The 13012-nt window shown below is 53.5% G+C and carries 15 protein-coding genes and 2 pseudogenes; 5 read left to right on the forward strand and 12 right to left on the reverse strand.

Annotation, left to right across the window (positions count from 1 at the left end; genetic code table 11):
* Positions 1 to 7: 7 nt before the first annotated feature.
* The 11 genes from H7R56_RS01210 to H7R56_RS01260 form a co-directional block, all read right to left on the reverse strand.
* Complete coding sequence (locus H7R56_RS01210; RefSeq protein ID WP_182928483.1) at positions 8 to 328, reverse strand: hypothetical protein; 321 nt, start codon at positions 326 to 328, stop codon at positions 8 to 10.
* 3 nt (positions 329 to 331) lie between these two features.
* A complete protein-coding gene (locus H7R56_RS01215) occupies positions 332 to 730 on the reverse strand; it encodes a Mor transcription activator family protein (RefSeq protein ID WP_182928484.1) in 399 nt (132 codons plus the stop codon).
* A complete protein-coding gene (locus H7R56_RS01220) occupies positions 727 to 1278 on the reverse strand; it encodes a gp16 family protein (RefSeq protein WP_182928485.1) in 552 nt (183 codons plus the stop codon). Before H7R56_RS01220 ends, H7R56_RS01215 begins: the two co-directional genes overlap by 4 nt.
* Positions 1275 to 1745, reverse strand: coding sequence for a hypothetical protein (locus H7R56_RS01225; RefSeq protein WP_227674725.1), 471 nt, complete (start codon positions 1743 to 1745; stop codon positions 1275 to 1277). Before H7R56_RS01225 ends, H7R56_RS01220 begins: the two co-directional genes overlap by 4 nt.
* A 79-nt stretch (positions 1746 to 1824) precedes the next feature.
* Positions 1825 to 2442, reverse strand: coding sequence for a DUF3164 family protein (locus H7R56_RS01230; protein WP_182928486.1), 618 nt, complete (start codon positions 2440 to 2442; stop codon positions 1825 to 1827).
* 14 nt (positions 2443 to 2456) lie between these two features.
* Positions 2457 to 2711: a host nuclease inhibitor protein gene (locus H7R56_RS01235; protein WP_182928487.1), complete on the reverse strand. Its 255-nt coding sequence runs from the start codon at positions 2709 to 2711 to the stop codon at positions 2457 to 2459.
* A gap of 9 nt (positions 2712 to 2720) precedes the next feature.
* Complete coding sequence (locus tag H7R56_RS01240) at positions 2721 to 2978, reverse strand: hypothetical protein (RefSeq protein WP_182928488.1); 258 nt, start codon at positions 2976 to 2978, stop codon at positions 2721 to 2723.
* A 16-nt stretch (positions 2979 to 2994) separates the two neighbouring features.
* Positions 2995 to 3234 (reverse strand): hypothetical protein, encoded by a 240-nt coding sequence (locus tag H7R56_RS01245; protein ID WP_182928489.1) that lies wholly within the window; start codon positions 3232 to 3234, stop codon positions 2995 to 2997.
* 4 nt (positions 3235 to 3238) lie between these two features.
* On the reverse strand, positions 3239 to 4177 hold the full coding sequence (locus tag H7R56_RS01250) for an AAA family ATPase (protein WP_182928490.1): 939 nt from the start codon (positions 4175 to 4177) through the stop codon (positions 3239 to 3241).
* A gap of 78 nt (positions 4178 to 4255) precedes the next feature.
* The gene (locus H7R56_RS01255; protein ID WP_182928491.1) at positions 4256 to 6238 is read right to left on the reverse strand and encodes a transposase domain-containing protein; all 1983 of its coding nucleotides are present in this window, start codon (positions 6236 to 6238) and stop codon (positions 4256 to 4258) included.
* Positions 6239 to 6243: 5 nt separating this feature from the next.
* Positions 6244 to 6468: a helix-turn-helix domain-containing protein gene (locus H7R56_RS01260; protein ID WP_182928492.1), complete on the reverse strand. Its 225-nt coding sequence runs from the start codon at positions 6466 to 6468 to the stop codon at positions 6244 to 6246.
* Between the two features lie 169 nt (positions 6469 to 6637).
* Between H7R56_RS01260 and H7R56_RS01265 the strand changes: the two genes are divergently transcribed.
* The 4 genes and pseudogenes from H7R56_RS01265 to yiaY all read left to right on the forward strand — a co-directional run bounded on the left by H7R56_RS01265 (position 6638) and on the right by yiaY (position 12195).
* A complete protein-coding gene (locus tag H7R56_RS01265; protein WP_182928493.1) occupies positions 6638 to 7282 on the forward strand; it encodes a helix-turn-helix domain-containing protein in 645 nt (214 codons plus the stop codon).
* Positions 7283 to 7634: 352 nt separating this feature from the next.
* Complete coding sequence (selA, locus tag H7R56_RS01270; RefSeq protein ID WP_182928672.1) at positions 7635 to 9011, forward strand: L-seryl-tRNA(Sec) selenium transferase; 1377 nt, start codon at positions 7635 to 7637, stop codon at positions 9009 to 9011.
* Positions 9008 to 10859 (forward strand): annotated as a pseudogene (gene selB / locus H7R56_RS01275) (selenocysteine-specific translation elongation factor). Before selA ends, selB begins: the two are co-directional and overlap by 4 nt.
* 184 nt (positions 10860 to 11043) lie before the next feature.
* Positions 11044 to 12195 carry an L-threonine dehydrogenase gene (gene yiaY, locus H7R56_RS01280; protein ID WP_106924985.1) on the forward strand — a complete coding sequence of 384 codons (1152 nt, stop codon included), beginning with the start codon at positions 11044 to 11046 and terminating at the stop codon, positions 12193 to 12195.
* A 107-nt stretch (positions 12196 to 12302) separates the two neighbouring features.
* On the opposite strand, the gene H7R56_RS01285 is transcribed toward yiaY, so the two are convergent.
* On the reverse strand, positions 12303 to 12635 hold the full coding sequence (locus tag H7R56_RS01285; RefSeq protein ID WP_106924986.1) for a hypothetical protein: 333 nt from the start codon (positions 12633 to 12635) through the stop codon (positions 12303 to 12305).
* A gap of 122 nt (positions 12636 to 12757) precedes the next feature.
* Between H7R56_RS01285 and H7R56_RS01290 the strand changes: the two are divergent.
* Positions 12758 to 12937 (forward strand): annotated as a pseudogene (locus H7R56_RS01290) (helix-turn-helix domain-containing protein); the annotation flags it as partial.
* Positions 12938 to 13012 lie beyond the last annotated feature (75 nt).

A 13012-nucleotide genomic window follows, 5' to 3' on the forward strand; every position in this document is an offset into this window, starting at 1 on the left:
TTAAGTCCTAGTAGAACAAGACGTCACTAAAATTAAACATCATTAGACCTGATGTAATCAGGAAGAAAAGGAGGAAACCTAAACTCTTGTCAGTTTTGACAGGAGTATTATTGGCCGTATCAATTAGTTTTTTTCTATCGAAAATGTAGATAAAAAAAGGTAACAAAAATAGCGAGCCAACGCCCCAAACAATGGGAGGAAAACCCTTCTTGCGCCAACAGCCCTTTTCGTAGACGGAATACGTTCCAATGTTATGGTTTGTCGCATCGATAAAAACCCAAAAAGAACAAATGACAATCACCATATTTATAATAATCCCGCCAATCATAAATCACTCCATTTTCAATGAAAGCTGTTTTTTTGCAGTCTCAATCCTACGCATTCGTTTGATCGCTTTATACACCGTTTTGTAAGTGACGTGGTAGTGCTCCACTAACTCAGGAACATTGTGACCAGTGAAATCCCGCCAAATTTTCATATCGCGGATCAAGAACTCCAGGCTCTGACCGCGCGGAAAGTAAACCTGCATCCCGCCAATTTTGCCACTAATCGCTGCCACAAGTTCAATGGATAGCTTCGGGTCTGCCCCCAGGCGCTCCAGTTCGTGACGCAAGAGTGCATTTAGCTCAGCCAGCAATGAGGGGAAACGAGAGTTTTCCATCTGTTCATCAACATGATCAAGGATGCTGTCGTCCTGGAAATCATCAAACAATTCGCCATTGTTATTCATTGAGTACCTCGCTTACGGGTCGCAAGGAATGCTGCGCGAACGGAATCATAATCGCGTAGCTCACGGCCATTGACCGGGTTAGCTGGCATCATAATGCCGCGCCCGGCCATAGATTCACGCATCACTCGCAGATGCCGCTGTTTCAGGCTTTCAAGCACGGAGACAACCATGTCTCCGCGCAGCCAGGAAAGGCTGGCGACGCCTTCGCCGCCATTCTTTTGACTGGTGATGCGCTGCACCCAGTGGTCGAGAGCAACGTCGCTGCCATCCTCCAGAAAACCGTCACTGAGCATAAATCGCCAGACAATGCGGATTTTGTTGCTGATGTCGGTTGGCTTTGCTCTACGTGCTGGAGCACGCGTGGGCGAACGTTTAAAGCCTTTGCCTTCCAGTACTTTGATTACCTTTTCCAGCTCGTTATCGGTCATATCCCGGCAACTGGTTTTGCCGGGGACAACGCTGTCCAGCATCGAGCGGTAGGTTGCATCATCCAGTGCCAGTTGCGTCCTGGCGATATGGATAAGCTGAATCACGCCCTTTCGACTCATGCAGTTTCTCCCTGCTGCTGGCGATCAATACGCTCGATTTCAGCAATCAGAAGCGCACATGCTTTCACCAGGTCACGGCGATCACATGATGGTTTGAAACTGTCATCTAACCAGTCGGCAGGCCAGTAGGATTCGGCTTCCATTGGCTCGATATAACAGATGGCCGCTGCGGCCAGTTCGCCACCGATGTAGGTATCATCCTGCTGTGTAGTAAACCCTTTAACGGACTGCTGGCGCAGACGTTCGGCAATGACATCGCTGATGGCGGTGGAGCGCTGTTGCATCTTGTCCAGCTCAGCCAGTAACAGTTCAATTGTTTCGACAGTGAAGCTGCGCTGAGTGGAGTTAATCGTGTTAATGCGAACCATTGAAGCATCAGGGCTGACACCAAATTTCGGCATGTTTTTTCTGCGTTCAATATCGGTGCGAATCTGCTGAATAAGCAATTCAATTTGAGTATTCATCATTCAGTCTCCGTCAGTTTCAGCGCGAGCGAATCCCCGGCGCGCGCGCCGTAATTAAAAGAAAAAGGTCAGTTAATAGGGGTCAGAGCTTTGCCATATCCAGTGATATTTGTCGGTAACTCCCGTCAGTCTGGCGTTCGTAAATGCGCAAATACTGGCTCGTGCCGGTGACCTGAATAGCGTCAGCAGCAGCGTCCATTGCCTCATTCCATTTGTCATCGTCGATATTCAACTGGCGCAACGAGAGCACCTGATTAATATCGATGCGCCCCTGCTTATTCACGCGAAAGGCATGATCAACCAGCGCGATGATTTTCTCATCCGCACCACCCGACCACTCACTGATGCAGTCATCAATCAGCTTTTTCGCCGCCTGGATGCGCTCATCAAAGACGCGATGGTCGCCAATGGCACGAAGAATTTTGTAGCATCCGTCAAAGCTGACCAGCGAGACATTACCCTTTGTCCCACCGAACTCGACGCCATACTCCGCCGCCGACAGGTCCGTAAAATCGCCAATCTGCTGCATGGAAGCAACCTTGAACTCTGCCATCGCCTGACGCAGCTGGCGGGCCGCAGTGACGATGCTCATCACTGTTTCATCACGTAATGTGTCCAGCGGTTTAATTTGCGACTCAGGCACTAAATGCCCCTGAGCGTTAATTCGATAACCGGCTGGTACGTTATTTTCACTATTCATAAAAAGCCTCAGTCTTATTTTTCAAGATATTCGCGAGTGATGTGATCGGTAAATTTCATCAGCGCATCGCAACCTTCACGCTGGCCGAGTGCCTCGGGTACGCCCGGCACCAGCAACTGGTCACCGGTGCGGGAATGACGGGCCCAGATATCAATCAGCTCACGGACCCGATTCTCTTCGCCGGAAATAATGGGTAATGCGCCATCCGGCAACGGATGACCAAACTCAATCAGCCCGGAAGCCCATACATAAGCGGTAATTTTCGCCATAGAGCCCCCTTAATGTTTAGCGCCGGAATGCTGAAAGACGCTACCTTCGGCGTGGTCCCCCATAGCCCGTATAGCGTCCACTAGCTTATTCATCGCCAGATTGACAAATTCCTCACGATTGTTGGACATCACCACCACAAGCGCCCCGGCAGGAGTGCTTTTATCATCCTCAAACTCAACATGAATATCCGTGGTGATACCTTCCATGACGCCGTTTTCAACGCGCTTTGCAAAGTCGCGTTTGAACTCAAAAGTAATTTTCGCCATTTAAATAATCCTTCTGTTAACGCCAGATAATCCGGCAACCTTCGAGGCTGGCAATCCATACAGAGCGGGTGCCAGTGCCACAACGTTCAACAATACGGTCAGCGCTTTTAATCAGATCTGCGGGCGGGCAGGCAATTTCAAGCAACGGACGGCGCATGAAAACCCGAACGTCAGTCACGCGACTACCCCGCGCACGCAACCAGGCCTGCGCCGCTTCTGCCATGCTGATATGTTCTGCGATACGTTCGGTAATCATGGTGTTATTCCTCGGTGATTTCGGCGTGGCCGAGTTCGATCATCGCGCTGTGGATGTGACCCGTGTTCATCGTTTCGTTCTTGCCACTGGCATAGATATGCGCCAGCGGCAGGATGTGGGAGAGCGAGCGCAGTGCGCCAGGACGTTTAGCAATGGCTTTCAGTAGCTGGCGTTCGTCTTTACCGGGTACGTGCCACGCATCGCAGAACGCGTCGACGTCACCGGCTTTGATGTTGTTGATAACGACTTTTTTCGCTACGCGGGAAAACAGACGGGCAAAGTCGACACTGCGCGTTCCCCCAGTCAGACGGTCATAAACCTTATGGTTGCCGGTAAAGGCCAGCCCGATGTTGCATTCCTCCTGGAGAATGCGCAGTTCTTCAATGGCGTCGTAGTTCAGCCAGTCGGCCTCGTCGATAATGATTAACGCGCCGGTGTCACGCAGGCGTCGGCGCAACAGACGGGATAAGGCACCACGCTGATAAGGCGCGTCAGAGATACCCATTTCCAGCGCCAGCTCATACATGGTCTCCAGTTCATTGGTACGGCTTTTGCTCGCCGTGATGCGCCAGACGTTATTCCCGTTACGGGTGTACTGTTTCAGTGCCTCGGACTTACCGACGCCCGGATTGCCATAAATCAGCGCAATGGTGTGGGTCAGTTGTGCCCAGGTCAGCGCAGAAGTGATGCTCTCGGAGGTTGGCGTCACAACGTAGTCAGGCCGTACCGGAAGGGTGTTCTGCGTTGCATTACGCGATTCAAGCCAGGTGTTCAGGCTGATAGCGACCGCATCGTTATCCCCTTTGTATTTGCCGTTCATGAACGTGGAAATGACCGCTGTCGACAGGCCAGTTTCACGGGCAAGCGCTGCGCCGGAAGTCTCTTTACTGTCGATAAGTTCTTTTACGGTAGCGCGGATAGCTTCATGGTTAATTTGCGTCATAATCTTTAATCCTGTATTTTTCGTTTGTTAAATCTGATTCACACATCTTTTAAAGAGCGGCGGGCCAACGTCGCTTTTTTATTTTTTCGCCTTGCTGACTGACTTCATCAGTGCCTGGAAAATCACGTCGTTTTCGTTCTGTTCCTCCTGTATCTCCATTGCTTTTTTCAGCGCATTGCCGTCAGTAAATACCCGCTCGACAACATGGCGCTGTGGCGGTTCAGGTGGTGCCACCTTCGGCAGCAAATCATTGACCTCAATAGCGCTCATCCGGCGCTGTGCACGGGCCGCACGTTTGGTATGCGTCATCATCTGTTTGCGCTGACGGCTGTGTTCACGGCCTTTTTCGGTATCGCCGAAGGCCACTGCTGAGCGGCATTCCGCCATGCAGAGGAAACGCCCGTCCAGGTCATAGCAGGCCACTTCGCTGTGAAGGTTGCGGGGGTCGAAACGCACGGTAATTTTGCGCTGACGGATATTCGCCAGAGACGGATGCCAGTAGCTGTTCTTGCGTCCGTACAGCGTGCCGCCGGACTCGAGGAAAAACTCGCCGGTGACTTTCACCGTGACGGCTTCCGCTGGCAGCATGAGTTGGCGGATTTGCTCATCACTCAGGCGGGTAACAATCGAGTTGCTGTAGCTGCGCTCAAAGGCCTGATCAAACGAAAGTTCACCACGGCACATTTCAGTTTCACGCTTGGCACGGGCGTTGAACATCGCGATCCCCTCGCTGATTGCAGTGATAAAGGTCTCAACATCAACCACCCGGTCACCGTAATTGTCCGGCTTGTTTTGCGTGTTTGGCCCGGTGTATGCCCCGGCCAGAGAGGGGTGTTTGTCGATGTAGTCGCCAAGGCCACCCACACCGAACGCACGTTCAATCGGTTTGGCCTGACCCCAGCCTTTGCCGCCGATAACACTGGTCCAGTGCACCTGGATTCCCAGCATTGGCAGGATACCCATCGGGTCATCAGGCTTGACCTTGAAGCGGTAGCGATTCGGGACACCACCACTCAGCCATTTGTTGGCAGCGGCGCGGGTGTTATCGATAGTGACGTGCTCAGGCTTACCAAAGGTGGCAATCGCATCCATCAGTGACAGGCGAATACTGTCGCTGTTTTCGGATACATCAGTACGCCAGCCGATAATTTTGCGGCTGTGGACATCCTGCCAGACCCATGTTTTAGGACGGATGACTTCGCCGTTATACCAGCGCACAAAGACGTTGTGCTGGTAACCATCACCGTTTATCCACTCCATCGCATGCAGCTGCGCGACGGTGCGTTGCTGGCTGGGGAACATGCGGGCCAGAGCGTTATCACCTTTGCGGGTGGCAACCAGCACTCGCGCATCAATCTCGCGCTCGACACGACGGCGGAGCGTGCGTTCGGAAGGTATTTCCCAGCCATATTCTGTCGCTGCGATGACCAGAAGCTCATAAGATTTGGTAAAGCATGGCTCTTCCGGGCGCAGGTAATCCCCCAGGAAAAACTGCCAGGCTTCCTCGCTTATCGGCGCTTCACGGCTGGTCTTGCATTTTTCACGAAGACGGCGGTCAAGGAGTACAGGAGCCCATAAATCACGGCTTCTGTTTTGAACCCGGTAATACAAATTACGTAATGAACCCTCACTCATCTGGAGTTTGTGAGCGGCTGTTCTCATCGCCAGTCGCAGCGAAAGACCGGAACTCACCAGCTCAGAAAGTAACGTGACGGCTTTAGCACGTTGTTCAGCGCGTAGGCGTTGCTCGTTAGTGGCCATCTCCCAGTGTTGCCAGAGTTGTTTACGTTCGAAATTATCAGCGGTTTCTACATTTGCTTTGAGGCGAACGGGGAGGTCAATTACTCCAGTTGAGGTTTCCACCATTCCTTTGGAGGACAACAATTCAGCCCTGACCTCCGGGGGCAGCACTGAAATGTGATATTCAAAGGCCTTACTGCCAGCACGCTTTCTGACTAACTCGGGAGAATTATCAGCACATTTTTTCAGGCTGTATCTCAGCCCCTGTAATGTCGTAGGTAACCCAGGTACGCCGACTAACTCATTCACGGTGACAAACATAATCACTAATCCTTGTTGTAGCGGCTCGGCCAAATTGATGAAGGATCTACATTGAGAGCATCGGCGATGATGCGCTCTCCTTTGGGATAGGCTCTGTGTAACGCATTTTTCAGCGTGTCCGGTTTGAGCCCCACACTGACCGAGAGGCCGCGCATCGTCAGCCCACGCTTATGGAGCGCGGCAACGATGTCGATGCGATGCCAGTCACACGACACTTCATTTCTTTGCATAGTTCGATTACCCTAAAAAGTTATCTGCGCGGATAATTCGCGCGGGTTATCCGTTGGGATAAGTATTGATCTACAAAAAGAAAATATCAAGCCAAAAATCTCTTTCCGTAGTTAATTGCAACTATATAGAGATAACTCATTGCTAATCAATATCTTAAGGAGAGAATGAATGACAGAGGTAAAAGGAAACAAACTTGCTATTGAGGGGGAAGGAATAGCAAACATTCAAGAGCGTTTGAAGCAACTCTTTAAAGGCAGGTCGTTACGACAGGCATCTATGGATTGGGGGTTGCCGTACTCTACTTTGAATAACTATTTCTCCAAAGGAGCAACACCTGGTCTAGATGTAGTTATTCGCATAGCTCAGCTTGAGGGAGTTCCTATCAGTTGGTTGGCTTCAGGTAAAAATGATGTGATTGATTTTGGCGAGTCCCATCGTGGCACAAGCGATTCTAAGATGAGTAATACTATTGCCGAACCTATCCCGGAATATGGCAGTTCGCTGCAAATCGCCTTTACTGGAGCTCCTGTTTGCAGCGATGCAGCACTGGCTACAACATGGGAGACGATTTTTCAATCCTTGAGCCTTAGCGAACGCTCAGCCCTTGTTAGCTCTTTCGTCAAGATTGGGGCAAAGGGTATTTTGCAGGCACTTAACCAAGTCAATGATGCAGACTCAAGCTGGATGTCTTTAAGCTACGAAGAAAAAGAACGACTGATTCGATTGAATGAGCAACTGAAAAAAGGGACATCTGAGACTGATAGCGGCGTAGGCCAACAAGACCTAGCTAGCACTGACAAGAAGGCCGGTTAAACATAGATTTATTAAGCAGACATATCTTATCTATCAATCAGATGACATAGATATTGTCTAAGGTCAAATCCAGTTTAAACGGCCTTCAAACGAATTTTATGTTTAACAAAGCAGCAAGGATTAAATGTTCAGCACGTAGTTTTAAATATCCATTTAATTGCTTTTAAGTGTCATACCGTATGTTTTAACTTTATCTGTCAGAATCATTTTTCAGCCGCAGGGTGATCTAAAAAAGTTTTTCGCTGATTTTTAAAACCCGATCCTCCGCGAGCCCAGCGACACCAAGATTTCTCCCACCTATTCCCGTGACTTCCCGGTTATTCCCGGTTACTTTCCATTGTTCATAACTTAACTGTCACTCTACAGCCAGCTTCCCGCAACCGACCGCTTGCTTCGCGAGCCTGCGTTTGCGCGTTTACTTGATGCCCATGGCCACACTCAGGTGGTAGAACAGCTCCGCCAGATGCTGGACGATGCGCGGCTTAGCATCCGTGAGCAGCAGGCGCTGCCGGCCTGGAGCGAGGACTGGGCGCAGGAGACGGCACAGCGGCTGGCGCGCGATGCGCAAAGCGCGCTGCGCCCGGTCATCAACCTGACGGGCACCGTGCTGCACACCAACCTGGGCCGTGCACAGCAGGCAACGTCGGCTGTGAATGCCGTCGCCCAGGTTATGCGCGATCCGGTGACGCTGGAGTACGACCTGGACGGCGCCGGGCGCGGCCACCGCGATCGGGCGTTAGCCGACCTGCTGTGCCGTTTAACCGGCGCGGAAGATGCCTGTATCGTCAATAATAACGCCGCCGCGGTGCTGCTGATGCTGGCGGCGACGGCGGCCGGAAAAGAAGTGGTGGTGTCGCGTGGCGAGCTGGTGGAAATTGGCGGCGCGTTCCGTATCCCTGACGTGATGCGCCAGGCCGGCTGCGTGCTGCACGAAGTGGGCACCACCAACCGCACCCATGCCAAAGACTACCGCCAGGCGGTAAATGACAATACCGCGCTGTTAATGAAGGTGCACACCAGCAACTACAGCATTGAAGGGTTTACCAAATCGGTAGAAGAAGCCGAGCTGGCGGAAATGGGCCACGAGCTGGGCGTGCCGGTGGTGGCAGATTTGGGCAGCGGTTCGCTGGTCGATCTGAGCCGCTACGGGCTGCCAAAAGAACCGATGCCGCAGGAGATGATTGCCGCCGGCGTCAGCCTCGTGAGCTTCTCCGGCGATAAGCTGCTGGGGGGCCCGCAGGCGGGAATCATCGTCGGCAAAAAAACGCTGATAGCCCAGCTGCAGCAGCACCCGCTCAAGCGTGCGCTGCGCGCGGATAAAATGACGCTGGCGGCGCTTGAAGCCACTCTGCGTCTGTATTTGCACCCGGAAAAACTGGCGGCAGAGCTACCGACGCTGCGCTTGCTTAGCCGCCACGTTAAAGAGATCAACCAACAGGCGCAGCGTCTGCGTACCCCGCTGGCCGAGCGCTACGACGCGGAATTCGCCGTTCAGGTCATGCCGTGTATGTCGCAGATTGGCAGCGGCTCGCTGCCCGCCGAAAGCCTGCCCAGCGCGGCCATTGCTTTTACGCCGCTCGATGGGCGCGGCAGTCGCCTTGAGGCGCTGGCAAACCGCTGGCGCAGCCTGCCGGTGCCGGTCATTGGCCGGATTTATGACGGACGCCTGTGGCTGGATTTACGCTGCCTTGAAGATGAACCCCGTTTCCTGGAGATGTTGCTGAAATGATTATTGCCACCGCCGGTCACGTTGACCACGGCAAAACCACGCTGCTACAGGCGATTACCGGCATTAACGCCGACCGCCTGCCGGAAGAGAAATCACGCGGCATGACTATCGATCTCGGCTACGCCTACTGGCCGCAGCCGGACGGCCGCGTGCTGGGCTTTATCGATGTGCCTGGGCATGAAAAATTTCTTTCGAATATGCTGGCGGGCGTGGGGGGGATCGATCACGCCCTGCTGGTGGTGGCATGTGACGATGGCGTGATGGCGCAAACCCGTGAACATCTGGCGATTCTTCAACTGACGGGCAAGCCCACGCTGACGGTGGCATTAACTAAAGTCGATCGCGTCGATGCCGCGCGTATTGCTGAAGTTCGCCGCCAAATTACCGATGTTCTTCGTGAATATGCTTTTGAGCCGGCGACGTTATTTGAAACGGCGGCCACCGAGGGCAAGGGCATTGAGGCCCTGCGCGAACACCTGCGCCAGCTCGCCGCCCGCGAGCATCCTGAGCACCAGCGTTTTCGTCTGGCCATCGACCGCGCGTTTACCGTAAAAGGGGGCGGGCCTGGTGGTTACCGGGACGGCGCTGTCGGGCGATGTGTGCGTGGGCGATACCCTATGGTTGACCGGAATGGGTACGCCGATGCGCGTACGCGGTCTGCACGCCCAGAATCAGCCGGTTGAGCACGCGCATGGCGGGCAGCGTATTGCCCTGAATATTGTCGGTGCAGCGGAAAAGGGCGATATCAGCCGCGGCGATTGGCTGCTGACAGAAGCGCCGCCGGAGGCCGTTGAGCGGGTGATTGTTGAGTTACAAAGCCATGTGCCGCTGAGCCAATGGCAGCCGCTGCATATTCACCATGCGGCCAGCCATATTACCGGGCGTGTATCGTTGCTGGAAAATAACCTCGCTGAACTGGTGCTCGATACACCGCTGTGGCTGGCGGATAACGATCGTCTGGTGCTACGCGATATTTCGGCGAAGGTTACGCTGGCCGGAGCGCGGGTGGTGACGCTCAATTCACCGCGCCGTGGCAAGCGCAAGCCGGAGTACCTGGCATGGATTGCGGCGCTTGCGCTGGCAGAAAACGACGCGCAGGCGCTGGCGGTGCACCTCGCGCGTGATGCGGTAAAGCTGCGTGAATTTGGCTGGGCGCGCCAGCTCAGTGCCCAGGGGCTGGAAGCGCTGATTGCTCAGCCAGGTTTCATCCTGGCCGGTGACTGCCTGTTGGATGCCCCGCTGGCCGCGCGCTGGCAGCGTAAGCTGCTGGACGCGCTGGCGCAGTACCACGAGCAGCACAAAGATGAACCTGGCCCGGGTCGTGAACGTCTGCGCCGTATCGCGCTGCCGATGGAAGATGAAGCGCTGGTCCTCACGTTAATTGAGCAGATGCGTGCCAGCGGAACCATCGCCAGCCACCACGGCTGGCTGCACCTGCCGGAACATAAGGCCGGTTTTACCGACGAGCAGCAGGTTATCTGGCTGAAAGCCGCGCCGCTGTTTGGCGACGAGCCCTGGTGGGTGCGCGATTTGGCGACGCAGACCGGTACGGATGAAAACACCATGCGCAGCGTTTTACGTCAGGCTGCGCAGCAGGGGATGATTACCGCCATTGTAAAAGATCGCTACTATCGTAACGATCGCATTGTGGCGTTTGCTAACATGATTCGCGATCTCCATCTGGAAAAAGGCTCCACCTGCGCGGCGGACTTCCGCGATAAATTGAACGTTGGCCGCAAGCTGGCGATTCAGATTCTGGAATATTTCAACCGAATTGGTTTTACGCGCCGTCGCGGTAACGATCATTTATTACGTGATGCGTTGCTGTTCCCGGATAATAAAAACTAACAATTTATTTAGAAAAAATATTAAATAAAATACAAAAATATATTAATCACCACAAATCGCGGCATAAACAATGAGATGCCGCGATTTTTATTTTATTTAAGGTCTGAAATGCTAACTTGATCGTGTTTTTGCAGAGGTTATTACTATAGCCTCTGGGGCCTGCTTATTAAATAAAGGAACTATCATGGCTGCATCTACTTTCTTCATTCCATCAGTGAATGTTATCGGTAATGGCGCGTTAAATGACGCAATGAATACCATGAAGGAATATGGCTTTCGCCGTGCTCTGATTGTCACTGATGCAGTCCTGAATAAGCTGGGTGTCGCTGGCGATATCCAGAAGCGTTTGCAGGAATATGACATCCATAGCGTGGTATTTGACGGTACGCACCCAAACCCGACCACCGTTAACGTCGAAGACGGCCTGGAAATGCTGCGCGCAAATGACTGCGACTGCGTCGTTTCGCTGGGCGGCGGTTCCCCGCACGACTGCGCAAAAGGGATTGCCCTGGTGGCTGCCAACGGCGGTGATATCCGCGACTACGAGGGCGTTGACCGCTCTGCCAAACCGCAGCTGCCGATGATCGCTATCAACACCACGGCAGGTACGGCGTCTGAAATGACCCGATTCTGCATTATTACCGACGTCACTCGTCACATTAAAATGGCCATCGTCGACAAGCACGTTACGCCGATCCTGTCCGTTAACGATTCTTCCCTGATGGAAGGTATGCCGAAAGGGCTGACTGCTGCTACCGGGATGGATGCGCTGACCCACGCCATTGAAGCCTACGTGTCTATTGCCGCGACGCCGATCACCGATGCCTGTGCGCTGAAAGCCATCACCATGATTGTCGATAATCTGCCGACGGCGGTAGAACACGGTAGCAACGGAGAAGCGCGTGAAGCGATGGCCTACGCACAGTTCCTGGCCGGCATGGCGTTTAACAATGCGTCGCTGGGCTATGTTCACGCGATGGCGCACCAGCTCGGCGGCTTCTACGATCTGCCGCACGGCGTATGCAACGCGGTTCTGCTGCCGCACGTACAGGTGTTCAACAGCAAGGTGGCTGCGGCGCGCCTGCGTGACTGCGCTCAGGCGATGCATATCGACGTCAGCGCGATGAGCAACGAGCAGGGCGCACAGGCGTGTATCGATGCGATCCGCAAACTGGCGCGTCAGGTAAACATTCCGGCTGGCCTGCGCGACCTGAACGTGAAAGAAGAAGATATTCCGGTGCTGGCGACCAACGCGCTGAAAGATGCGTGCGGATTCACTAACCCTGTCCAGGCGACGCACGACGAAATCATGGCGATTTTCCGCGCCGCGATGTAATTCATCCTCTGCACGAAAAAAAGCAGAACGCGTGCGTTCTGCTTTTTTGTTTCCGGGAATGCCGTTGTGCAGAGAGCCGCCATCAGGCACCGCACATGGCATGACAATTATTCTTCGCGGTTATCACCGGCTGGCACAATGCGCAGCGTGAGCTTGCGAAACTGCCCGTAAATCCATAACCCGAGCCAGGTCAGGCTGCCGATAATACCGGTAAATACCAGCGCCAGAAGCAAAAATAGCAGCGGGCTGAGTATCAGTGCGGAGAAGCCGTGAACGATTTCCCCGTTCCAGCGCAGGGTGAACACCGTAATACCAATGGCGCTCAGAATACCATTGAGTACACCGAGGGGGACCAGCGAACAAAGCAGGCCCAGAAGGTGAATTTTAAAAACACTGCCTGCGCTGATTTTATGCAGCGTCAGATTTTGAAATTCGTCCATGGGGTCATCTTGATGGTTTTATCGTAAGGGCGAATATAGTTTATCTGGCGGTGAAGCGATAGCTGGGGCTGGTCTGGAATCAGACCAGCCGATTGATTTTTTGCCGGTCTGCCTGGTAAGCGCAGCGCCATCAGGCGGCAGAGAAGCTGCTGAGTAACCTTACGCGTTCGCTTAAGGAAGTGGCCGAACAGTGCGGGTTTGCTGATGTCGGGTATTTCCGCCAGGTTTTTCGCAAACACACCGGCTTGACGCCCGCAGCGTGGAAACGGCGCTATTGCAAAGAGCATATTCATTCTGCCTGAGGCAAAGAGACAAAGCATGTTAGGTCGATGACAAAAATGGCGCATCTCAGCTGTTTGATCAAAGCATGAACGCCC

Origin of the sequence: Klebsiella sp. WP3-W18-ESBL-02 (assembly GCF_014168815.1) — a bacterium.
In the GTDB taxonomy this organism is placed as follows: domain Bacteria; phylum Pseudomonadota; class Gammaproteobacteria; order Enterobacterales; family Enterobacteriaceae; genus Kluyvera; species Kluyvera ascorbata_B.